Annotated in this window: 20 protein-coding genes; 9 read left to right on the forward strand and 11 right to left on the reverse strand. The window is 60.0% G+C overall.

The window, feature by feature from the left end; genetic code table 11:
- Positions 1-28: 28 nt before the first annotated feature.
- The gene (yedA, locus tag ACIOVB_RS10365; protein ID WP_401267319.1) at positions 29-964 is read right to left on the reverse strand and encodes a drug/metabolite exporter YedA; all 936 of its coding nucleotides are present in this window, start codon (positions 962-964) and stop codon (positions 29-31) included.
- Positions 965-1,127: 163 nt separating this feature from the next.
- Here yedA and ACIOVB_RS10370 point away from each other — a divergent pair, with 163 nt between their 5' ends.
- Positions 1,128-1,583, forward strand: coding sequence for an Lrp/AsnC family transcriptional regulator (locus tag ACIOVB_RS10370; protein ID WP_187680942.1), 456 nt, complete (start codon positions 1,128-1,130; stop codon positions 1,581-1,583).
- Between the two features lie 110 nt (positions 1,584-1,693).
- Here the strand turns inward: ACIOVB_RS10370 and ACIOVB_RS10375 are convergent, their stop codons facing one another.
- From ACIOVB_RS10375 to ACIOVB_RS10390, 4 genes are all read right to left on the reverse strand, one after another.
- On the reverse strand, positions 1,694-2,206 hold the full coding sequence (locus tag ACIOVB_RS10375) for a Bro-N domain-containing protein (protein ID WP_401267321.1): 513 nt from the start codon (positions 2,204-2,206) through the stop codon (positions 1,694-1,696).
- 425 nt (positions 2,207-2,631) lie between these two features.
- Complete coding sequence (locus ACIOVB_RS10380) at positions 2,632-3,237, reverse strand: PolC-type DNA polymerase III (protein ID WP_187680944.1); 606 nt, start codon at positions 3,235-3,237, stop codon at positions 2,632-2,634.
- A gap of 41 nt (positions 3,238-3,278) precedes the next feature.
- On the reverse strand, positions 3,279-3,758 hold the full coding sequence (locus tag ACIOVB_RS10385; protein ID WP_221730158.1) for an NYN domain-containing protein: 480 nt from the start codon (positions 3,756-3,758) through the stop codon (positions 3,279-3,281).
- A gap of 259 nt (positions 3,759-4,017) precedes the next feature.
- Complete coding sequence (locus tag ACIOVB_RS10390) at positions 4,018-4,761, reverse strand: DUF2076 domain-containing protein (protein ID WP_401267322.1); 744 nt, start codon at positions 4,759-4,761, stop codon at positions 4,018-4,020.
- A gap of 178 nt (positions 4,762-4,939) precedes the next feature.
- Between ACIOVB_RS10390 and ACIOVB_RS10395 the strand changes: the two genes are divergently transcribed.
- From ACIOVB_RS10395 to ACIOVB_RS10405, 3 genes are all read left to right on the forward strand, one after another.
- Entirely contained in the window at positions 4,940-5,614 is a 675-nt protein-coding gene (locus tag ACIOVB_RS10395) for a YciC family protein (RefSeq protein ID WP_401267324.1), read from the forward strand.
- Positions 5,615-5,689: 75 nt separating this feature from the next.
- On the forward strand, positions 5,690-6,769 hold the full coding sequence (locus tag ACIOVB_RS10400) for an endonuclease/exonuclease/phosphatase family protein (protein WP_401267327.1): 1,080 nt from the start codon (positions 5,690-5,692) through the stop codon (positions 6,767-6,769).
- Positions 6,770-6,890: 121 nt separating this feature from the next.
- Positions 6,891-7,748: a hypothetical protein gene (locus ACIOVB_RS10405; RefSeq protein WP_401267328.1), complete on the forward strand. Its 858-nt coding sequence runs from the start codon at positions 6,891-6,893 to the stop codon at positions 7,746-7,748.
- 12 nt (positions 7,749-7,760) lie between these two features.
- Here the strand turns inward: ACIOVB_RS10405 and hrpB are convergent, their stop codons facing one another.
- The gene (gene hrpB, locus ACIOVB_RS10410) at positions 7,761-10,280 is read right to left on the reverse strand and encodes an ATP-dependent helicase HrpB (RefSeq protein WP_401267331.1); all 2,520 of its coding nucleotides are present in this window, start codon (positions 10,278-10,280) and stop codon (positions 7,761-7,763) included.
- Positions 10,281-10,391: 111 nt separating this feature from the next.
- Between hrpB and ACIOVB_RS10415 the strand changes: the two genes are divergently transcribed.
- Positions 10,392-10,811 (forward strand): polyribonucleotide nucleotidyltransferase, encoded by a 420-nt coding sequence (locus ACIOVB_RS10415; RefSeq protein ID WP_401267333.1) that lies wholly within the window; start codon positions 10,392-10,394, stop codon positions 10,809-10,811.
- Between the two features lie 15 nt (positions 10,812-10,826).
- A complete protein-coding gene (locus ACIOVB_RS10420; protein ID WP_187680959.1) occupies positions 10,827-11,735 on the forward strand; it encodes a cation diffusion facilitator family transporter in 909 nt (302 codons plus the stop codon).
- Here ACIOVB_RS10420 and ACIOVB_RS10425 read toward each other — a convergent pair.
- Positions 11,729-12,754 (reverse strand): DUF6515 family protein, encoded by a 1,026-nt coding sequence (locus ACIOVB_RS10425; protein ID WP_401267335.1) that lies wholly within the window; start codon positions 12,752-12,754, stop codon positions 11,729-11,731. The two genes, ACIOVB_RS10420 and ACIOVB_RS10425, sit on opposite strands and share 7 nt — an antisense overlap.
- Positions 12,755-13,209: 455 nt before the next feature.
- On the opposite strand from ACIOVB_RS10425, the gene ACIOVB_RS10430 reads away from it, so the two are divergent.
- On the forward strand, positions 13,210-13,689 hold the full coding sequence (locus ACIOVB_RS10430) for an Lrp/AsnC family transcriptional regulator (RefSeq protein ID WP_042561225.1): 480 nt from the start codon (positions 13,210-13,212) through the stop codon (positions 13,687-13,689).
- A 231-nt stretch (positions 13,690-13,920) separates the two neighbouring features.
- A complete protein-coding gene (locus ACIOVB_RS10435; protein WP_042561226.1) occupies positions 13,921-14,130 on the forward strand; it encodes a DUF2788 domain-containing protein in 210 nt (69 codons plus the stop codon).
- On the opposite strand, the gene ACIOVB_RS10440 is transcribed toward ACIOVB_RS10435, so the two are convergent.
- The 4 genes from ACIOVB_RS10440 to ACIOVB_RS10455 form a co-directional block, all read right to left on the reverse strand.
- Positions 14,125-14,760 carry a pseudouridine synthase gene (locus tag ACIOVB_RS10440; protein ID WP_401267338.1) on the reverse strand — a complete coding sequence of 212 codons (636 nt, stop codon included), beginning with the start codon at positions 14,758-14,760 and terminating at the stop codon, positions 14,125-14,127. The two genes, ACIOVB_RS10435 and ACIOVB_RS10440, sit on opposite strands and share 6 nt — an antisense overlap.
- 70 nt (positions 14,761-14,830) lie before the next feature.
- Positions 14,831-16,330: an AMP nucleosidase gene (gene amn / locus ACIOVB_RS10445; protein ID WP_187680961.1), complete on the reverse strand. Its 1,500-nt coding sequence runs from the start codon at positions 16,328-16,330 to the stop codon at positions 14,831-14,833.
- 171 nt (positions 16,331-16,501) lie between these two features.
- The gene (locus ACIOVB_RS10450; RefSeq protein WP_401267340.1) at positions 16,502-18,151 is read right to left on the reverse strand and encodes an acyl-CoA dehydrogenase family protein; all 1,650 of its coding nucleotides are present in this window, start codon (positions 18,149-18,151) and stop codon (positions 16,502-16,504) included.
- A 94-nt stretch (positions 18,152-18,245) separates the two neighbouring features.
- Positions 18,246-20,600, reverse strand: coding sequence for a 7TM diverse intracellular signaling domain-containing protein (locus ACIOVB_RS10455; RefSeq protein WP_401267341.1), 2,355 nt, complete (start codon positions 20,598-20,600; stop codon positions 18,246-18,248).
- 305 nt (positions 20,601-20,905) lie between these two features.
- On the opposite strand from ACIOVB_RS10455, the gene ACIOVB_RS10460 reads away from it, so the two are divergent.
- Entirely contained in the window at positions 20,906-21,703 is a 798-nt protein-coding gene (locus ACIOVB_RS10460; protein ID WP_047303578.1) for a hydroxymethylpyrimidine/phosphomethylpyrimidine kinase, read from the forward strand.
- Position 21,704: the final 1 nt, after the last annotated feature.

Genomic DNA, 21,704 nt, shown 5'->3' on the forward strand with positions numbered 1-21,704 from the left:
ACGAGTGTGCAATGGCGCGCAGTTTACCCTAATTCGCGCGCTGTTCCGTCGGAACGGCCGTCGGCACGTCTACCGGCGGCTGTGCCGGACGACGCCATTGCGGCAGACCGATCAGCACCACGGCACTGATGATCACCAGCATCGCCAGCGCTTCTTCAATGCCGATGGTCTCGCCGACAAACACGATCCCCAGCAACACCGCCACCGCCGGATTGACGTAGGCATAACTGGTGGCCGCCGCCGGACGCACATGCTTGAGCAGATACATGTAGGAATTGAAGGCGATGATCGAGCCAAAGAAGATCAGATACGCCAGCGCCAACCAGCCTTCCATCGGCGGCACGGCTTGGAGGCGCTCACCACTCACCGCACTGCCGATCAGCAGGACAACACCGCCGACCAGCATTTCCACGGCACTGGCCATCGCGCCCTGCGGCAGCGGCAGGTGTCTGCTCCATACCGAACCGAACGCCCAGGTCGCCGCCGCGAAAATCAGCAACGCAGCGCCCAAGGGGCTCGATTGCAGGTTGGAACCCATGTTGAGCATGGCAATGCCGACAATCCCCAGCGCCACCCCGGCCCATTCGAGACGAGTATTACGCGCGCCCCAGAAATAACCGCAGAGCAACGTAAACAGCGGCACCGTCGCCACCGCCAATGCCGCCACGCCAGAAGCCACCCCCGTGTGCTCCGCCACACTCACCGCACCGTTACCAAAACTCAGCAGCAAAACCCCGATGATCCCCGCCGCTTTCCACTGCGCCCACGTCGGCGCCGGCGCCCCGCGCCAGCGCAGGAACGCGTACATCAACGTGCCAGCAATGATGAAGCGCACTCCGCCGAGCATCAGCGGTGGCCAATATTCAACGCCGATGCGAATCACCAGATAGGTCGAACCCCAAATCACATACAACGCAAAAAACGCGGCGATCAGCGGCAAGGAAAAACGGCGCAAGGCAGGCATGGGCAGCTCGACAGTCTGTGTCAGGAGATTGGTTATTCTAGAAAGGCCAGCGGGCAAAAATAAGTTACAAAACCTGTTTATCAGGCCAGTACACTTTTGAAATCACGGAGATCTGCGGAATAAACCACGATTTCGAAAGACTGACACTTTCAGGAGTTAAGCCTTGGATAAATACGACCGCATGCTGCTCAGCGCCCTGCTCGAAAACGGCCGGGCGTCCTACGCCGACCTGGCGCGCAAAGTAAACCTCTCCGCCCCCGCCGTGGCCGAGCGCGTGGCCAAGCTTGAGGCATCGGGCGTGATCACCGGCTATGAAGCGAAAATCGACCTGTCGAAAATCGGTCTGCCGATCCAGTGTGTGATCGAACTGCGCCTGCATCAAAACGGCAGCCAGAAGGTGTACGACGAATTGGTCAAAATTCCGCAACTGACCGAGTGCTTTCGGGTGACGGGCGATCCGTGCGTGATCATGAAGGCCGCAGTGGGGTCGATGCCGGAGCTGGAAGAGTTGATCAATCGGGTGGCGAAGTTCGGGTTCAGCAAGACATCGATTGTGTTGTCGAGCGCCATCGAAAAACGCGTGCCGTTAGGGCATATCGAAGGCAACGGCAAGTCTTGAGGCAATGATGTCCGCTGTGGGAGCGGGCTTGCCCGCGAAGAGGGAGTGTCAGACAACACCTTTCTGAATGACACAGCGCATTCGCGAGTAAGTCCGCTAGCGAGAACCCTTCAACCCTGGCTACGACTTTCCTGAGTCAGCAAGTGCGGCATATCTCGCATGCGCATCCATGGCTCATTGCGCCAATGCAGAAGTCTCAACGTTTCCCCTGCGCACATCATCAAACGCAGATGCGGATCTGAAACTGACTCCGAGCCCTGACGAAGCATCGGCACGACCTCATGGGTCAGCCAACGACGCAAATGACGGTTCTCCGGGGAGTAGTGGTAAACCAGCATTGCGTAAACGCCGGACTCGCTCAACATCAAGGTCTCTTGAACACCATCGCTTCCCGACAGATACATCATCAGCCGCTGATCTTCATCAAGCTTCAGAACTTGTCGCCCATTGATTTCCAACCCCATGAGACGACCAAAATCACGGGCACAGAACCAGGCTTCTGCATGCAGCAGAGTTGCCCGCAGTTGAATGTGATGACGAATAAAAGCTTGTGGTATTACGAAAGGTTCACGGATGAACGCTGAACCAGAATCTTCTGGAGGGTTGGGCGTAGCTTTGAACATGGCAAATCTCCTTTGAACGTCGGAGCTGCCAGCATCACTTGCAGATGATGGGTGGCAGCTGTGCACGGGTCTGCAAGACCGAGTAGGAGACCTCGGCAGACCCTAGGGTCTCCCGCACACAGCTACCATAAATCGATGGTCGCTAATTGAAGCGACGCGATTATAGGTTCGCCAGTGGTCTCCTAACAAACTAACGGCAGGCTTGCAGTCCCGATCGCTGAATTGGCAGCGACGAAAAGAGGTTAGCGGTGGGGCTATCAGAGCTCAAGACGGATAATCCCTAAACTTCAGTAGGATGCTTCGTCGAACTCTACACACCACTAAACAACACGGTTCGCGAGTTTTTGAAAGCAACGGCAAATAGTTCGGGCCAGCACAAATCCACTGTAGGAGTGAGCCTGCAAGGGTTCTTGTTGAGTTCGGGATCAGCGGTAGCGCTGCAGATGCTCGCCAACTTTCGCAGCCGGCACTTTCTGCAATTTGCACAGCAGGTCATGGTTCAACTCGCGCACGCCATGCTTGTCGCGCAACTCTCCGGCCAGATGCGCCATCAAATTGGCCGCCATCTCCGCATCCGCCATCGCGCGGTGAGCCTGACCGGTGTGCGGCAGGCGAGCGAACGTGGTGAGGGTGCCGAGTTTGTGATTCGGCGCGGCCGGCATCAACCGGCGGGCCAGCAGTAGTGAGCAGGCAAAATTCTGGAGACGGGTGCGTTTGATCCGCCCCAGTTCAAAATCCCAGAACTTCTGGTCGAACGAAGCGTTGTGTGCGACCAGTGGCGTGCAGCCGACAAACTCGTTGACCTCGTTCATCACCTGTTCCGCCGAGGGCGCGGTGCGCAGCATGGCGTTGCTGATGCCGGTCAGTTGTTCGATGAACGCGGGGACGCGCACGCCGGCGTTCATCAGGCTCTGGTAACGCTCGACGATGCGGCCGTTTTCCAGCATGACCACGGCGATTTCCGTGGCGCGGCAGCTGCTGTTCGGCGAGAGGCCGGTGGTTTCAAAGTCGATGACTGCAATGCGTTCCAAACCGGGTTCAACTCCGTTCAAATCAATTCTTCAGTAGCCGCTCAATTCTTCAGAAGCAGCGCGCCTTCGATCGGCACGTAGCGGCTGGCAGCGCGGATCAGCGAGTTGGCGGTCAGGCCCGGGACGCCATAGGCCACCGCTTGCACGCCGTGCTTGTTGATGATGCGTTCGAGCAGCATGTCGAAATCGCCATCACCGGAGGCCAGGACGATTTCGTCGACGTGATCGGCGGCGTCCATGATGTCGAGGGTAATGCCCACGTCCCAGTCGCCCTTGGCCGAGCCGTCGCTGCGCTGGATGTAGGGTTTGAGCTTCACGATGAAGCCGAGGTTGCGCAGGATCTGCTGGAACTGCTGCTGTTTGCTGTCACCACGGTCGATGGCGTAGGCGTAGGCCTCGACGATCTGCCCGTCCTTGCTGATGTCGGCCCACAGCGCGGCGTAGTTGAAGTGGCAACCATAGGCCTGACGCACGGTGTAGTAGAGGTTCTGCACGTCGGCGAACACTGCGATTTTTTTCACCGGAGTTCCTGTGAGCGCGCGAGCGCACGAAGCGGGATCAGGCGCCAGGCCCGAAAAAGGCGCTCAGTATGCCAGCCCGAAGGAAGGTTCCGCGAATAATCGCCCGCAGGCGCAAGGGTGCTACTGACGAGTGGTGAATGTGGCGAGGGGATTTATCCCCGCTGGGCAGCGTAGCGGCCCCGGTTTTTTGGGCCTGCTGCGCAGTCCATCGGGGATAAATCCCCTCACCACAGTTCGATGTCAACCTGGAAGGTTTGGGTCAGACGAAGGAATCGTCGTCATTGAAGAACGATGAGTTGTCATCGCTGTAGTCGGTATCAGTAAAGCCGCTCTGGTCGTTGCCGGCCATGCGCTGGTCATCGCCCCAGCCGTTGTTGCTTTGGTCTGCAACCTGCGCCGGTTCTTCCTTGATCACTTCAACAATCTCTTCCGGTTGCTGATTGTGATGGAACAGGCTGCTGATACCCTGCGCCAGCATCACGCCACCCGCCACACCAGCGGCAGTTTTCAGCGCGCCACCGAGGAAGCTGCTGCCCGCCGCCGGAGCAGCCTGTTGCGCGTAGTTGGGCGGCGGTACGCCGAAGTTCTGTTGTGGCGCGGGAGCGTTGAAGTTCTGCTGCGGTGCCGGTTCGCGCCAGCCGCCCGTCGATGCCGGGGCACTCTGTGTTGGCGCAGGACGCGAGCTGCCGCCGCCAAAGATGCTCGACAGAAACCCACCGCCACCGCTGGGTGCCGGCGCAGCACTCTGCGCCTTGGCCGATTGCAGCTCGGCCTGCAAACGCTGGACTTGCTGGGTCAGTTGTTTGTTCTGCTCGTCGAGGCTTTTGAGCGCCGCCTCTTGCACCAGAATCGCCTGGGTCATGAAATAGCCTGCCGACGGCTGGCGTGTCAGGTGTTCCTTGATCCGCGTCTCGGCCTGGGCATCGCGCGGGGCTGCCTCCGTTTCGGCCTGTTGCAGCCGGGAAAACAGTCCATCGATCAGGGTTTGCTCTTCGCTGTTCATGGCGACCTCGTAGATTGCCGGGGATAACATTGCCCTCGCCCACTTTGGACAAGGTGCTCTCCCGTAATGGAGACAGTGACAGGATGTTTCAACGACCTTTACCGAATGTTTACGTTTGCGTCCGCCCGCACATCATCGGTTAAAGTGAGCCACTGTTTTCGACCTGCGATACCGACTGATGAATGCCTTCGAAGTGCTGCGCGACTCTCTGTATTTTTTCAAACGCCATTTGGTCAGCATCGTGCAGTTGTGCCTGCCGCTGGTGATCGTCGAAGCGCTGTTGCAACAAGTGGTGGATCACGCCAGCGACCCGGACAGTTTTTCGGCGTCCAGCATCATTGTCGGCCTGCTGGTCTATCCGCTGTACACCGCCGCACTGATTCTGTTTCTCGACGCCCGCACCCGTGGCGAAGCCCCGCGCAATCTTGACCTGCTGGCAATGGCCGCACGCTTGTGGCCGCGTTTCGCCCTGCTCACGGCGCTCAACACGTTGCTGATCCTGCTGGGACTGTCGTTGTATTTTCTGCCGGGCCTGATGCTGATGGTGATGCTGGCGTTCGGCGAATATCTGCTGGTGCTGCGCGGCCTCAATCCGCTGCATGCGATGAAAGAAAGCCTGCGTCTGACACGCGGGCATTTCTGGCGGATTCTGCTGTGCATTCTTTGCGTGATGACGCCGTTGTGGTTGCTCAAAGGCGCAACGCTGGCGGTCTATCCAGAACCGCAGAACACGGCCATCACTGTGTTGATCGACAGCGCTCACGGCTTCCTGCAACTGTTCACCAGCGTGGTGCTGTTCCGTCTGTTCATGCTGATCAGCGAATTGCCTGACAAAAGAGACAGAGCGGTCTGACTGCTCTGGCCTTAGGTTTAAGACTCGCCCTCAGGTATGCTCGGGGCCACTTTCTGTAACGCTAAAAGCCGAGCCATGACCCGTCTACTGCGCTACACCCTGTTGCTCGTTGTGCTCGCCATCGCCGTGATTGGCGGGCTGATGTTCAGCTTGACCTGGCGTCCCGAACCCCGTGAAACCCTGCCGGTCAGTTGCACCGCAACCGCGCCGACGCTGGTGCCCGGGCAGGCACTGAAAGTCATGACCTGGAACGTGCAGTACCTGGCCGGCAAGCGTTATGTGTTCTGGAATGACCTGGCCGGGGGCGACGATGAAGCGCCGACGCTGGAAGACATGGCCTTCAGTCTCGATGAAGTGGCGCGGGTAATTCGCGATGAACAGCCCGACGTGGTGCTGTTGCAGGAGCTGGATGACGGCGCCAAGGCCAGCGATTATCAGGATCAACTCAAATTGCTGCAGGAGCGAGTCGCCGATCTGTACCCGTGTAGCGCCAGCGCCTTTGACTGGAAAGCTGATTTCGTCCCTGAACCGCACATCTTCGGCAGCGTTGGCCGGCAACTGGCGACGCTGAGCCGTTATCGCATCGAACACGCCGAGCGCCTGCAATTACCGGTCGCTTCGAGCAACTTCATCAGCCGCCAGTTCCAGCCCAAAGACGCCCTGCTCGCGACGAAGCTGCCGCTGAGCGATGGCGGGCAACTGACCGTGTTCAACACGCATCTGGAGCGCGCCAGCCAACCGGATGAGACGTTGCAGGCGCAAGTGACGGCGGTGGCCAGGGTGCTCGACAAGTATGAAAGCCAAGGCCTGCCTTGGCTGATCGGTGGTGACTTCAACCTGTTGCCCCTCGGTCAATATCGCCGTTTGCCAGCCGAGCAGCGCACGGCCTACTCCGCCGACAGCGAATTGCATCTGTTGTGGGACAAGTACCCGATGATCCCGACCAACAACGAGGCCAGCGGCATCGACCGCGCGCAGTGGCTGACCCACTACCCCAATGACCCCGGTCTCAATGGTCCGGATCGCACGGTCGACTATCTGTTCTACAGCCCGAAGATCAAACGGGTTGAAGCGATGGTGCGCCAGGACGATACGCTTCGGATTTCCGATCACCTGCCGGTCATTGCGCGGTTCCTGCTGCCGGTTGCGCCGTAGCAACAACTCTACGCCACGAACGATGCTCGGGCATTCGAATCAAACGCACGGAAGACCCATGAAAATCTTAATTGTATGCAAGGACATCGGCGGCTACGCACGCAAACTGGCTGAGCATTTGATGATCGATAACAACGTGTGCTTCATCGATACCTCGTCGATGTCGGACAGGTTTGATCGAGCCCCGAAGATCATTCGACGTCCGCTGAAACGCTGGGCCCAATGGCGGCATGTGAAAAAGACCCTTCGGGCGGCAGGGCGGTTTGACGCTGCCCTTATCATTAATCCGGCGCAAATCGACCCACAGCAATTGGCGGCTGGACTCAAGGCTTCCGATCGCAAGATCGCCTACCTTTACGACAGTTTCAGTCGCTGGCCGATGACCCGGGAAGAACTGGCTGATTATGACGAGGTGTTTTCATTCGACCCGCAGAATGCCGAGAGTTACGGCCTGAAAAAGCTCTACAACTTTATCTATGAAGACTACGTTGCAGACGGTGAACCGGGCGAATACTCGGCTTTCGTAGTGATGGCCGGCAAGGACCGCGTGCCGGCGCTCGAAGGCCTGGCGCGGGAATTTGATCGGCTCGGCGTTACCGATTACAAGTTTCTGGTGCAGTGCAAACCGATTCCGGGTGCTCATCCCGGTATCACTTTTTTCGAGCAGAGAATGTCGCTGGAATCCGTTGGTGAGTTAGTCAAACGCTCCAGGATCATTCTGGACATTTCCAAGCCTGGCCAGGCCGGTTTGAGCTTCCGATTCTTTGAAGCCATGGCATCGCGAAAAAAAGTGATCACCACCAACAAAAGCGTTGTCGATTATGACTTCTACAACCCGGCTAACATCCTGGTCATTGATGAGGCCAACCCGCTGATTCCGGAGCATTTCATCACGAGCCCGTATGTGGACGTCCCTGTGCAGATCTATGAAAAGTACACGTTGCTGGGTTGGACCAGGACGGTGTTTTCGCTTCAATAAAACGCTGCGCGCTCAGGGTTTTCGCGGTTTGATCCGTGCAGTGGCCTCGGCCACCAACGGATCATCCGGCCAGTAATGCTTTGGATACCGCCCCTTCAAATCCTTCTTCACTTCGGCATAGGTGCTGCGCCAGAAGTTGGCCAGATCCTGTGTGACCTGCACCGGCCGCCGCGCCGGGGACAGCAAGTGCAACTTGACCACTTGCCGGCCGCCAGCGATTCGTGGCGTCTCGGCCAGGCCGAACAACTCTTGTAAACGCACCGCTAGAATCGGTGGAAACTCGCTGTAATCCAGACGAATCGACGACCCCGACGGCACGCTCAGATGATGCGGCGCCAGTTCATCGAGGCGTTGCGGCAGCGGCCATGGCAGTAGATTGCGCACGATGCTCGACAGATCCAGATTGGCGAAGTGACTGAGCCGCGAGACCTTGCCCAGATATGGCATCAGCCAGTCTTCGAGGGTGTTCAGCAGTGTCGCGTCGCTGACATCCGGCCACTGGCTTTCGTCCTGAGTATTGAGCTCCAACTGCCGCAACAACGCGACACGCGCCTGCCACTGACGCAGTTCCGGCGTCCACGGCAGCAGCTCCAGGCCTTTGCGCCGCACCAGATTGACCAGCGCCTGGCTGCGCGCGGCTTCATGGAGGCCAGTCAACGGTTCACGACTCAGGATCAGTTCGCCTACCTTGCGCTGACGTTCAGCGCGCAACACGCCTTCGCGCTCGTCCCAATCCAGTTGATCGACGTTGCGCACCTGCTCGGCGAGCACCGAATCAAACAGCGCCGGATCAAAATCCGCCGCCAGATAAATTCGTTCTTCCCGCTGACCCTGTCGGCTGCCGAGGTCGGCGATGACGATCCACGGTTCTTTCATCAGGCTGTCGGCCTCGGCGAACAGCGCGGCGCGACCGTTGGCCAGTCGGTATTCGGCGCCTCCGGCACGACGTTGTTGGGCGACGCGATCCGGGTAGGCCAGCGCCAGTAATGCGCCGAGCCAGCGCGGGTGATCCGGATCGCTGACTGGCTCGCTCGCCTTGCCGCGTAAGTAACCGCGATACTGCCGCGCCAGTTGTCGAGCACGTTGCACGCTGCCCTGAGCGCCGCGTGCCGCGCGTTCTTCGCCAGACAACAGCACCAGACGACTGTGCAAATCCGCCCCGGCGCCGCGCAAGATGTCGCGCTCGCCGAGCAACGCGGCGACATCGCAGGCCATGTTGGCCAGGCCCAACGCCTGCCCGCGCAGCAACAAATGGCCGATACGCGGATGCGCTGGCAATTCGGCCATGGCCTGGCCATGGGAGGTCAGCGCTTCACCTTCCAGTGCGCCGAGTCGCTGCAACAATTCCTGCGCCTGAGCATAAGCTGCCGTTGGCGGAACATCGAGCCAGACCAGCTCGCCCGGCGTCACCCCCCAGCGCCCCAATTGCAGCGCCAGGCTGGCCAGATCTGCCGACAGAATTTCCGCACTGCCATAAGCGGCCAGTTGCTCGTGCTGATCCTGCGACCACAACCGATAACACACACCCGGCTCCAGTCGCCCTGCCCGCCCCGCGCGCTGCGTGGCGCTGGCCTTGGAAATGCGTTGAGTGTCGAGGCGGGTCATGCCGCTGCCCGGATCGAAACGCGGCACCCGCGCGAGCCCGGCATCGATCACCACGCGCACGCCGTTGATGGTCAAACTGGTCTCGGCGATATTGGTGGCCAGCACCACTTTGCGCTGGCCGGCCGGTGCCGGGTCGATAGCGGCGCGTTGGGCGTTGAGATCGAGTTCACCGTGCAACGGGCAGAGCAGCACGTCGCTGCGCTCGCCGATGGCGTCGGCCAATTGTTGATGGACGCGACGGATTTCCGCCTGCCCCGGCAGGAACACCAACAGGCTGCCGGTTTCATCGTGCAGGGCTTCAAGGATGGTGGCGGTCACGCGCTGATCGATGTACTCGCCGGGCTGAAACGGCCGGCCCCAGCGCATGGTCACTGGATACATGCGTCCTTCGCTGCGCAGGATCGGTGCGTCGTCGAGCAAACCGGCCAGGCGTTCGCCTTCCAGCGTTGCCGACATCAGCAAAATCTTCAGCGGCTGTTCAGCTCGAAACAGCTCGCGACCGTTCAAACTCAGGGCCAGCGCCAGATCGGCGTCGAGGCTGCGTTCGTGAAACTCATCGAAGATCAGCAGGCCCACGCCTTCCAGCGCCGGGTCGTCCTGCAAACGGCGGGTGAGAATGCCTTCGGTGACCACTTCGATACGGGTGTTGGGGCCGACCTTGCTGTCGAGGCGAATGCGATAGCCAACGGTTTCACCGACCTTTTCGCCCAGTTCGCTGGCCAGTCGCTCAGCCGCCGCACGCGCGGCGAGGCGGCGCGGCTCCAGCATCAGAATGGTTTGCCCGTTCAGCCACGCTTCGTTGAGCAAGGCCAAAGGCACGCGGGTAGTTTTACCGGCGCCGGGCGGTGCTTCAAGCACGGCTTCGTGGCGTGTCGCCAACGCTTCACGCAAGGCGGGTAAAACTTCGTCGATCGGCAAAGAAATCATGCTGGCTCCCAAACAGAGCGGCGAGTATAACGGCGAACTGCCAAGCGTTCGTCAGGGTCTTAACTTCACAAGACGAAGCTTCGTTATCAGATGACTCAGGAGATATTTCCCATGCGTTTACCCTTTCGCCTGATCGGCGGTGTACTGGTCGCCACCCTGCTCACCCAAATCACCGCGTGCGGTTCGATTTTCTACCCGGATCGTCGCGGCCAGATCGACGGCAAGATCGACCCGGCGATTGCCGTGCTCGATGCCGTGGGTCTGCTGTTCTATGTCATTCCCGGTCTGATCGCATTTGCAGTCGACTTCGCCACCGGCGCGATCTATTTCGAACCGGGGCACACCGCGCAAGTCGATCCGGCCAAGCTCAAGCAAGCCATCGGCCCGGACGGTCAGGTCGATAACCTGAAGTTGCAGGCTATTCTCGAATCTGAGCTGGGCCGCAATCTGCCGCTGGATGATCCACGCCTGATCCAGCACAAGGGCAGCACCCAACAACTGGCAATGTTCGGCCTGCAACCTGCCGCATAAGGAATCAAAAACTTCATGACCTCCAGCCCCGAACACGCCCGCCTGCTGCGGTTGGCGACCCGCGCCTCGGTGGCGGTGGCCTGTACGCTGATCATCGCCAAAGCCATCGCCTGGTGGCTGAGCGGTTCGGTGAGCATGCTCGCCGGCCTTACCGACTCGGCGCTTGATGGGATTGCTTCGTTGCTCAATCTACTGGCGGTGCATTACGCGCTGCGCCCGGCGGATGACGATCATCGTTATGGCCACGGCAAAGCGGAATCCCTGGCCGGCATGGCGCAGGCCTTGTTCATCGGCGGGAGTGCGGTGTTGATCGCGTTTCAGGCCTATGAGCGGATCAAGCAACCTGAACCGCTCGGTGCGCCGTGGATCAGCATTGGCGTGATCATTTTCTCCCTGCTGCTGACGGTGGCCTTGCTGATCTTGCAGCACCGGGTAGTCAAGCAGACCGGCTCCAACGCTGTACGCGCCGACTCGCTGCATTACCGCTCTGATCTGCTGCTTAACGGCAGCATTCTGGTGGCGCTGGTGCTGGCCGGATTCGGCTGGCAACAATTGGACGCGTGGTTCGGCCTGGGGATTGCCGCCTACATTTTGTGGAGCGCGATCCAGATCGCCCGGGAAAGCTTTTCGGTGCTGATGGATGAGGAGCTGCCACCGGACGTCAGTCAGCACATGCTCGAACTGGCGTGCAGCGTACCGGGTGTGCTGGGCGCACATGACTTGCGCACGCGGATTTCCGGCAACCACTGGTTCGTGCAGTTGCATCTGGAATTGCCGGGGGAATTGACCCTGTCAGTAGCGCACGGCATCAGCGATCAGGCGGCGGATGCCATTCACAAAGCCTACCCACGGGCCGAAGTGCTGGTGCACGCCGACCCGCAGGAAGTGGTCAAGGCTGAACGGGCGCAAACCCGGATTCAGTAACTTACCTGATAACCGCGACTGCTCAGGCAATTGCCCTGGGCCTGACGGTAGGCCTGGACCACTTCGGGCGCCGGCTGGTAAGTCGCGGTGCGCGGATCGAAACCGCTTTGTTGCACCGCGTACTGATAGCACTGGTAACCGTCCTGTTGCACCTGCTCCGGCGACTGACCGTTGGCCGGATAAGCCTCGACATCGTAGCCCTGTGATTGCGGCTGCGGCTGTTGTTGCACCGGCGGCTCGACCACCACGTAGTCCTGAGTCGCTTCCTGATAGGCGTAATAGGAACCGGCGGCAAGGAACAGCAACGCGCCACCTACCCACACTTCACGGGCGTAATCCGGCAAGTATTGGGTACGAATCCCGCGCGGTGGCTGCACGACGATGTAGCGCGGGCCTTGCGGGCGATACCAATAGCCGCCAGAGAAGAAGTAATCCTGCCCGCGATACGGCACGCGATAGTCACGATCCGGGAAACGGTCGATCACATGCCCCGGCCGATATTGCGGCCCCGGCCCCCAACCGTTGCCATGCCCGTCCGGACGACCTGGCCAGCGATTGTCGTCAGGCCGGTTGCCGGTCTGCCAATGCTGGTTGTTGTAGCCGTTCTGTGGACGCTCGTCGCGGTAGTAGCCCTGACGCGGTTCCTGGGTCTGGCGCACGGCGTCGGGACGCGGCTGGATCGGCAGACTGTTGGCCGGTAACTGTGGCGGTGGCGGCGGCTGGCGAACCGGGTTGGGATTGTAGGCTGGACGGTTCTGGTCGCGGTTCTGCCACTGGCCATTATCGTTGCGCTGCTGGCCGTTGTGCTCGAACTGGCGGCTGTTGTCGCCACGAATGATTTCATTGTTCTGCGGCCGAGGCTGATTGTTACCGCCATGGCCCTGATTGTTGCCCTGATGCTCCGGACTGCGACCATTATTGTCCGGCCCGCGATTCTGCGGCTCATCGGCAAGCGCTTGCGCACTGACACTCACACACAGCAAACCAACACCGGCCAGACGCCAGATGCGCGACTTCATGCTTTTCCTCGCTGCGGCTCAGGGCCTGAAATTAAGAGGGGACTTGTCACTAAGACCGGGAATGTACACACCGGGTTCTGCAACAGGTTATCAGTCACGAAACTTATTTATTGAGGGCTGCACAAAAATCGCAGGCAAGAAAAAAGGGAGACCCGTCGGCCTCCCTTCTAGAGAACTTCGTCCTGGCTCGACGCTTTTGACGTCGGCTCACCTCACGCCGTCTTCTGGACAGTGTGCAGCTCGGGGGCCGGCACATCCCCGGTGGGGGTGGCGACCGCGGCGGGCCTGATAGGCGGGCCGCTGTGGACTGTGTTACCGAGCAGTGATTCTGGTGATAAGAATAGGCCTGAGGCCGCGACAGAGGATTGCGAAGATTGCTTAAATAAACACCACTTGCGCAATTTTTAACCCTGGATAGATAATCCGCCGCAATAGTTACAACCAAGGACTGATTGATGAGCAAACTCGACCGTTACGACCTGAGCATTTTGGCGGAATTGCAGCGCGACGCCCGCATCTCCAACCAGGAACTGGCCGAGCGCATCGGTCTGTCACCCTCGCCGTGCTCGCGCCGGGTCAAGCAACTGGAAGACGACGGCTACATCTCGCGTCAGGTGGCGTTGCTGGATCGCAAGATGCTCGGGCTGAGCCTGACCGCGTACGTGCTGATTGGCATGGACCGTCACACGCCGGAGCGTTTTGAAAATTTCGAAGCAGCGATTCGTACGTTGCCGCAGGTGTTGGAGTGCAGTCTGGTAACCGGCGTGGACGCTGATTATCAGTTGAAGGTGGTGGTGCCGGACATGGATCACTATCAGAAATTGCTGCTGGGGCATCTGACCCGGATTGATGGGGTGACCAGTGTGCGCTCGAGTTTTGTGCTGAATCAGGTGCTCAACAGCACCGAATTGCCGCTGACCCATTTGCGTAGCTGATTGCTTTCGTGGCGAGGGGATTTATCCCCGATCCAGTGCGCAGCACTGGCAAGATTTTGCAGCGAGGCGGATATTTTTGGGGTCGCTTCGCAACCCGTCGGGGATAAATCCCCTCGCCACAGGGTTCCAGACGATTGACTGCGGCACACCGACGCAGGTCAATGCCCCGCCGTTCGACCTTGGCGTATACTCGCCGCGCCCTTTTAGCCCCATGCGCGCCGGAGAACCCCGATGGATCCTGCACTACTTGAAGAATGGATGATGACTGGCCTGGTCAGCATCCTGATCATTTTCATGGGTTTCATCGTCTGGGATCTGGCGAAAAAATCCAAGGCCGGGCGCTTTGGCTCGCTCATTCTGTTCTTCGTGCTGGGCCTGGGTGTGGCCGCGTTCATCATCAAGAGTGTGGTGATCGGCCTGATCGAGTCCGGCGCTTTATAAGCGTGCCGGCACTTCTTTCCACTGGCCCTGATCTAGACCTTCGATCGTCCAGTCACCAATCCTGACCCGCACCAGCCGCAACGTCGGCAGGCCTACCGCAGCCGTCATGCGTCTCACCTGACGGTTGCGCCCCTCGCGTATCACCAATTCCAGCCAGCTTGTAGGTATGGTCATGCGAAAGCGTACCGGCGGATTACGCGGCCACAACTCAGGCTCCTCCAGTTGCCGAGCTTCGGCGGGCAAGGTCATGCCATCATTCAGTTCGACGCCGTCACGCAAACACTGCAACTGCTCGGCCGTCGGCTCGCCTTCGACTTGCACCCAATAGGTCTTGGCCAATTTGTGCTTGGGGTCGGCAATCCGCGCCTGCAACTGCCCGTCGTTGGTCAGCAGCAACAAACCCTCACTGTCGCGATCCAGGCGTCCGGCCGGATAAATACCGGGCACGTCGATGTAATCCTTGAGCGTCGCCCGCCCTTCGCCGTCGCTGAATTGCGTCAGCACATCGAACGGTTTGTTGAACAGGATCAGTTTCGGCTCAGCCGGCGGCGCCTTGGCAACACGGCGCGGGGCAGAAGACTGAGGCTTCGCGCCGGGGCGGCGGGAAGGTGGACGCGGGGGACGGGACATGGCGAAAAGAACATCTAACGGTCAGGGCTGCCAATGCTAGTAGCCTGACCGTTAAATGACCATCAACAAATCAGCGGAACGGCGGTTCGTCGAAGCTGCGCAGTTTGCGCGAGTGCAGCGAGTTGAGCTCGGTGCGCAGCAGATCCACCGCTTCGATGCCGATCTTCAAATGCTGGCTGACCGCACGCTCGTAGAACGCGTTGGCCGAACCCGGCAGCTTGATTTCGCTGTGCAGCGGCTTGTCCGAAACGCACAGCAACGTGCCGTATGGCACCCGTAGGCGATAACCTTGCGCTGCAATGGTGCCACTTTCCATGTCCACCGCCACCGCGCGGGACAGGTTGATCAACGGACGTTCCTGAGCCCAGCGCAGCTCCCAGTTACGGTCGTCGTAAGTCAGCACGGTGCCGGTGCGCAGGCGTTTTTTGAGGTCGTCGCCCTTCTCGCCGGTGATGTTGGCGGCCGCTTGTTGCAGCGCCATCTGCACTTCGGCCAGTGCCGGGATAGGAATGTTCGGCGGCACCACGCGGTCGAGAATCCCGTCGCGACGCATATAGGCGTGGGCCAGCACGTAGTCGCCGATGGTTTGCGACTGACGCAGGCCGCCGCAGTGACCGATCATCAGCCAGCAATGCGGACGCAGCACCGCCAAGTGGTCGGTGATGTTCTTGGCGTTGGACGGGCCGACGCCGATGTTCACCAGCGTCACACCGTGGCCATCGCTGGCGATCAGGTGATAGGCCGGCATCTGATAACGGTGCCAGACCACACCGGCGGCAATCGCCGACGCTTCGCCGTGATCCATGCCCTTCTCGATGATCACGTTGCCCGGCAGCACCATGCGCACGAAACGGGGATCGCTGCGCAATTGCTCCAGACCATGAACGATGAACTGGTCGACGTAACGGTGATAGTTGGTCAGCAGAATCCACGGCTGCACATGGCGCCAGTCGCTGCCGGTGTAGTGCACCAGACGACGCAGCGAGAAGTCGACCCGCGCGGCATCGAACAGCGCCAGTGGCAGCGGATCGGTGTTTTCCCAATCGTAGAGGCCGTCGGCAATGCCATCGGTGGCGGCGGACAGGTCGGTACTCGGGAAGACGCGCGCCAGCACGGCGGCAGTGACGCCGGAACCGGCCAGTTCATCGCCCTGCTCGACCACGTACGGGTACGGAATATTTTGCTGACTGACGCCGACTTCAACAGTCACGGTGAAGTCGTGCATCAACGGCACCAGCTGTTCCAGCAGGTATTTGCGGAATGCTTTCGGATGGGTGACGGTGACGCTGTAAGTACCCGGCAGTTGCACCTTGGCGTAGGCGCGGGTGGTCTGCGGGACTTCGCCCTGGCAGTGGTAGGTCAGACGCAGTTCGGGATAACGAAACAGGGCACGCTGCCCGGCGTCGGGCTCGACGCGATCCTTGAGGTACCGCTTGAGCGCGGAATTCAGTGCAGTGGTGGCCTGCTCATGCAGCTCGGCCAGACGATCCACGGCTTGTTCGGCGGTTTGAACGACAATAAACGCTTCGGTCACGATCAGCTTCCTGTGTTCTGACTTGCAGAGCTTCATCTTGCCTGCATCGTGGCGCGACGGGAACAGTGGCGTTGTGGCTCTGGCGCAATCTTTCAGACAAAGCGAATCCCTGTAGGAGCTGCCGAAGGCTGCGATCTTTTGATCTTATAAACAGCAAGATCAAAAGATCGCAGCCTTCGGCAGCTCCTACAGGGGACTTGTATGGGGTCAGAAGCTTTGCGGGGTCGAGCGGGCAACGATGGCTTCGACATCAAGCCCACGCGGCAACGCACCATACACACGACCGCTACCACTCAACCGACTGGCAATAAACGCATCGCTCACCGCTGAATTCCCCGCCTCCAGCAACAGTTTGGCCTGCAAGCCAAGGGCAATGTCCTCGGTCAATTGCCGTGCCCGATACTGAATATCACTGGTGTCCTTGAACTGCGCCTGCAACTGCTGGATATGCGCGGCCAAGCGTTTATCGCCATGGCCGTCACCCAGTTCACTGAACAGCACGTCCAGTACACCCGGCTCTTTCGACAACGCGCGCAACACGTCAAGGCACTGCACGTTGCCCGAGCCTTCCCACGTCGAGTTGACCGGCGCCTCACGGTACAGACGCGGCAGGATACTGTCCTCGACATACCCGGCGCCGCCCATGCATTCAGCCGCTTCATTGATCATTGCCGGCGCGCGTTTGCAGATCCAGTATTTGCCTACCGCCGTCACCAACCGGGCGAACTGCGCTTCGTGGCGATCGTCCAAATGATCCAGCGCCTTGCCCATGCGCAGGCTCAGGGCCAGCGCGGCTTCGCTTTCCAGCGCCAGATCGGCCAGCACGTTCTGCATCAACGGTTGTTCGCTGAGCAACTTGCCGCCGACCTTGCGGTGCGCGCAGTGGTGGCTGGCCTGGGTCAGCGCCTGACGCATCAGCGAACTGGAGCCGACCATGCAATCGAAACGGGTCATCGCCACCATCTCGATGATGGTCGGCACGCCACGCCCCTCTTCGCCGACCATCCACGCCAGCGCCCCGCGAAATTCCACTTCGCTGGAGGCGTTGGACTGGTTGCCGAGTTTGTTTTTCAGGCGTTGGATGTAGAACTGATTGCGCGTGTCGTCCGGGCGATGGCGAGGCAGCAGGAAACAGGTCAGGCCCTTGTCGGTCTGCGCCAGCGTGAGAAACGCATCGCACATCGGCGCCGAACAGAACCACTTGTGCCCGACCAGTTCATAAGCCTGGCCCGGACCGCTGGCGCCGACCGGATAGGCCTTGGTGGTGTTGGCGCGCACGTCGGTGCCGCCCTGTTTCTCGGTCATGGCCATACCGATGGTGACGCCAGCCTTGTGCGCCATGCCGACATTGCGCGGGTCGTATTCGGTGGCGAGGACTTTAGGCAACCATTGCTCGGCCAGATCAGGTTGCAGGCGCAGCGCCGGGACGCTGGCGAAGGTCATGGTCAGCGGGCAACCGCTGCCGGCCTCGGCCTGGCTGTGCAGATAGGTCATGGAAGCACGGGCGACATGCGCGCCGTCCTGCGGTTGCGCCCAAGGCAGCGAGGTCAGGCCATGCTCGACTGCCGTGCGCATCAGTTGGTGATAAGCAGGATGAAATTCCACCAGATCGATGCGATGACCGTAGCGGTCATGGCTGGCAAACACCGGTTTGTTCTGATTGGCGAGGAACCCGGCCTCCATCAACGGCCCGCCGGCCAGTGCGCCATAGGCATCAATCCGCGACTCGGCCCAACCGGCGCCGAACCTGCGCGACCACTCCTGCAACGGCAGGTCGATGCGATAGAGGTTGGTGCCGTCCAGCGACGGCGGCTGGTTGGTGACCTCGTGGGTTTCGGCAAACTGATGCAGGTTCATGACGGGTTCCTTTTTCAGCGAGAAGGTCAGTTAAGCACCGCCCAAACGCCGAACAAAGTGTCATATCCGCCGAATCTGCGGCGCTTTTACCCTATCAACAGCAGAGCACCCGTCGCTCCAGCGCAGACTGCAAATCTTCGAATTTCACCGGTTTGTTCAGGTAGTCGATCACTGCATCCGTGGCGCAAACCTCGCGATCCGCGCTCAACGCCAGCATGAACACCGGCAAGTGGGCGCAACCCGGCAAGGCGTGGATCTGACAGCACAACGACGCGCCGTCATGGGCGGGCAACTGGCAATCGATCAAGACCGCATCAACAATTTCGCGCTGCAGGCAATCGAGCGCCGCTGCACCGTTTTCAGCGGTACGCACGCGGAAACCGAGTTTGAGCAGCATGCCGCGCATCACGAGTTGATTGACGGTGTTGTTGTCGACCAATAGCACCGTGCAGTCCTGCGGGGCACGGACGCAATCGCGCACATTCGCAGGGGGCGCCGCCGGCTCGACCACCGGCAATTCGAACTCCACGTCCAGCTGAAAGCGACTGCCACTTCCGGGTTCAGAGCGATGGGTGAGCTTGCCGCCAAGCAGTTCGACCAGTTGTCGGCAGATCGCCAGCCCTACTCCCAATCCACCGTACTCACGGGTCATCGAACCGTCGAGCTGGAAGAAGCGCTGGTACATCGTCGCCTCACCCAGATCGGTAAAACCGATGCCGGTGTCGATCACTGCAAACGACAGCGCCAATCGATTGTCCGTCGACGGCTTGCCGGTTACCCGCAGCGCCAGCCCACCGACACGGGTGAACTTGATCGCGTTATCCAGCAGGCATTCCAGGCATTGCGCCAGTTTCGCGCTGTCGCCGTGCAAGCGGTCCGGCAGAGTCGGCAGCACGTCGACCTTGAAGTCCAGCGACTTGCTTGCCGCGTTGCCTTCGAACTGAGCGCGCAACGCTTCAACCACACCCCGCAGACTGAAACTGCCCGGCTTCGCTTTCAGTTTGCCGGCCTGCAATTCGGTGAGGGTGAGGATGCCGTTGACCATGCGCATCATGTCCCGGGCGGAACCGGCGGCGGTCTGGTGATATTGCTCAAGCTCGGGATCCAGATCGACGGTCTGCATCAGTTCCAGCGAACCGATCACACCGTTCATCGGCGTGCGCAGTTCGTGGGTCAGGGTCGCGAGGAATTCGTCCTTGAGCTTGTTGCTGTGGGCCAGTTGCTGGTTGAGCACTTCAAGTTTCTGCCCGGCATCAAACAGCGTCTGCGCCTGCTGCTCGCGCATCGCGTTGATGCGGTCAGCCAAGGCCAGCGACAACAAAGCCACTTCGATCGCCGAACCGATCTGGCTGGCGTACATCGTCAGGAACACGTTTGGCAGCAGGCCCAACACCATCAGCGTATTGATGACGCCGCCGAGCAGGAACGCCGACCATGCAATGATGAAATAGCGCGCCACCCGCAGGCCACGCCACCAGGCGAGAATCCCCGCCGCAAAAATCACCACAGTGAAGGTCAGCGCCAGCGTCGTCGCCAGGCGCAGGGCCAGGGCGTAACTGGTCATCAGCGACAAACCGACTACCAAAGCACCGAATGCAATCAGGGCGATCAGCAAACGGTCGAGCCAGCGGCTGTGGGTCTTGGTCTGCAAAAAGCTGCGGGCGAACTGGCTGCCGAACAGGCCCGCGCAACCGATGAAGAACGGCGTTGCCGCGTTGGCCCACCACGGGTTGTCCGGCCAGAAATACTCGACCGCCGCGCCGTTCACCGACAGTTGATAGAGGCCGAACGAGCCAATGTAGAAGATGTAATAGAGGTAGCTGGTGTCGCGCACGCTAAGGAAGATGAACAGGTTGTAAACCAGCATCCCCAGCAGCACGCCATAAATGATGCCCAGCACATACAGGCGCACTGGCTGATCTTCGAGATACGCAGTGCTCGACCACAACGTCACCGGCGCCTGGATCGAGCCTTCGCTGGCCAGTCGCAAGTAAAGGGTTTGTTGTTGATCCGGTTTGACGGCCAGGTTGAACAGGTAATTGTTCTGGCGGATCTCGCGACTGGCGAACGGCAAGGCGTCGCCGGTTTGCCGGATCAGGCGATAGTCGCCATTGGCATCGGCCATATAAAGGTCGAGATGATCGAGCGGTGGATAAGCCAGTTCCAGCAGCCAGGAGCGCTGTGCGGCGGGATTGCTCGGACGGTAATGCAGATCGATCTTCAGCCAGAACGCCGAACGCGAGTACCCGGCATTGAGCGTGGCTTTATCGTGGGCTTTGAAATTGCCGGCGGCGGCCTGCGCGCGGACGTCGGCAATATTCGCCTGACCGCTCGGGTCTTCGAACACTTGCAGCGACCGGCCCAGAGGGAGGCTCTGGGTGAATTCGTCAAATTCGACGGCGCTCGCCATGAGGGGCAAGCAGAACAACAACATCAGCAAATAGCGCATTGAAGCCCCAGCGTGGCTCGTCCGGTTGTGTCAGGAAGCCCCCCCATTCCCTTTGAGTAGACGTAAAACCGGTATTACCTGTTATTGGTTTGGATCCAGACTAGCATAGCCGTTGATGGCCATTGAGCACCATCGAAATTTTTCCTACAAAGGCTCTAGAACGCGCGTTTCAGAGCAAAGTACCGAGCTAGAGCTGTTGAGTTGGTCAGGTTGTGACAAACCGGTCAGCATTCTCTGACCGGGTTATCCGCCAGGCACAACGGCACTGAACCGAAAAATCAGGTTTGGTGGTAAGCTCGCGCACCATGAATATCTACAGCTCCCGCCCCGTTGTCCTCTGTCTCTCCGGCCACGACCCCAGTGGTGGCGCCGGCTTGCAGGCAGATATTGAAGCCTTGCTCGCGCAGGGTTGCCATGCGGCTCCGGCCGTCACCGCCCTGACCGTGCAAGACACCGTCAACGTCACTGATTTCCGCGTCCTCGACCGTGAGTGGGTATTGGCTCAGGCCAATGCCGTGCTCAACGACTCCGAAGTCGCGGCGGTCAAACTGGGCATGCTCGGTTCGCTGGAAATGGTCGACACCGTTGTCGAACTGCTTTCGGCGCACCCGCATTTGCCGGTGGTCTGCGACCCGGTGCTGCGCGCCGGCGGCGGCGGACGCCTGGGCAAGGACGAAGTCGGCTATGCGATGCGTGAGCGTCTGCTGCCGCTATCGATCATTGCCACCCCCAACCTTCCCGAAGCCCGCATCCTCGCCGAACTGCCCGAAGGCACAGCGGACGAGTGCGCTGAAAAACTTTTGCCGTTCGTCAAAAACCTGCTGATCACCGGCGGTCATGGCGACGAAACTGAAATCCACAACCGCCTGTACAGCCGCGACGGCCTGCGTGAAACCTTCTATTGCCAGCGTTTGCCGGGCAGTTATCACGGCTCCGGTTGCACCTTGGCCAGCGCTTTGGCTGGCCGACTGGCCCAAGGCGAGAATCTCGCCAGCGCGGTACGCAGTGCATTGGATTACACCTGGCGCACCCTGCGCGATGCCGAACAACTGGGCAAAGGCCAGTTTGTGCCGCGTCGCCTGCCGCTGGATTTCTGCTCGTAAC

Source organism: Pseudomonas sp. NPDC087639, assembly GCF_044743385.1.
Lineage (GTDB): Bacteria > Pseudomonadota > Gammaproteobacteria > Pseudomonadales > Pseudomonadaceae > Aquipseudomonas.

Coding starts and splice junctions, on each gene's coding strand:
- yedA (WP_401267319.1), bottom strand. CDS start 964: ATGCCTGCCTTGCGCCGTTTTTCCTTGCCGCTGATCGCCGCGTTTTTT.
- ACIOVB_RS10375 (WP_401267321.1), bottom strand. CDS start 2,206: ATGTTCAAAGCTACGCCCAACCCTCCAGAAGATTCTGGTTCAGCGTTC.
- ACIOVB_RS10390 (WP_401267322.1), bottom strand. CDS start 4,761: ATGAACAGCGAAGAGCAAACCCTGATCGATGGACTGTTTTCCCGGCTG.
- ACIOVB_RS10395 (WP_401267324.1), top strand. CDS start 4,940: ATGAATGCCTTCGAAGTGCTGCGCGACTCTCTGTATTTTTTCAAACGC.
- ACIOVB_RS10400 (WP_401267327.1), top strand. CDS start 5,690: ATGACCCGTCTACTGCGCTACACCCTGTTGCTCGTTGTGCTCGCCATC.
- ACIOVB_RS10405 (WP_401267328.1), top strand. CDS start 6,891: ATGATCGATAACAACGTGTGCTTCATCGATACCTCGTCGATGTCGGAC.
- hrpB (WP_401267331.1), bottom strand. CDS start 10,280: ATGATTTCTTTGCCGATCGACGAAGTTTTACCCGCCTTGCGTGAAGCG.
- ACIOVB_RS10415 (WP_401267333.1), top strand. CDS start 10,392: ATGCGTTTACCCTTTCGCCTGATCGGCGGTGTACTGGTCGCCACCCTG.
- ACIOVB_RS10420 (WP_187680959.1), top strand. CDS start 10,827: ATGACCTCCAGCCCCGAACACGCCCGCCTGCTGCGGTTGGCGACCCGC.
- ACIOVB_RS10425 (WP_401267335.1), bottom strand. CDS start 12,754: ATGAAGTCGCGCATCTGGCGTCTGGCCGGTGTTGGTTTGCTGTGTGTG.
- ACIOVB_RS10430 (WP_042561225.1), top strand. CDS start 13,210: ATGAGCAAACTCGACCGTTACGACCTGAGCATTTTGGCGGAATTGCAG.
- ACIOVB_RS10435 (WP_042561226.1), top strand. CDS start 13,921: ATGGATCCTGCACTACTTGAAGAATGGATGATGACTGGCCTGGTCAGC.
- ACIOVB_RS10440 (WP_401267338.1), bottom strand. CDS start 14,760: ATGTCCCGTCCCCCGCGTCCACCTTCCCGCCGCCCCGGCGCGAAGCCT.
- amn (WP_187680961.1), bottom strand. CDS start 16,330: ATGAAGCTCTGCAAGTCAGAACACAGGAAGCTGATCGTGACCGAAGCG.
- ACIOVB_RS10450 (WP_401267340.1), bottom strand. CDS start 18,151: ATGAACCTGCATCAGTTTGCCGAAACCCACGAGGTCACCAACCAGCCG.
- ACIOVB_RS10455 (WP_401267341.1), bottom strand. CDS start 20,600: ATGCGCTATTTGCTGATGTTGTTGTTCTGCTTGCCCCTCATGGCGAGC.
- ACIOVB_RS10460 (WP_047303578.1), top strand. CDS start 20,906: ATGAATATCTACAGCTCCCGCCCCGTTGTCCTCTGTCTCTCCGGCCAC.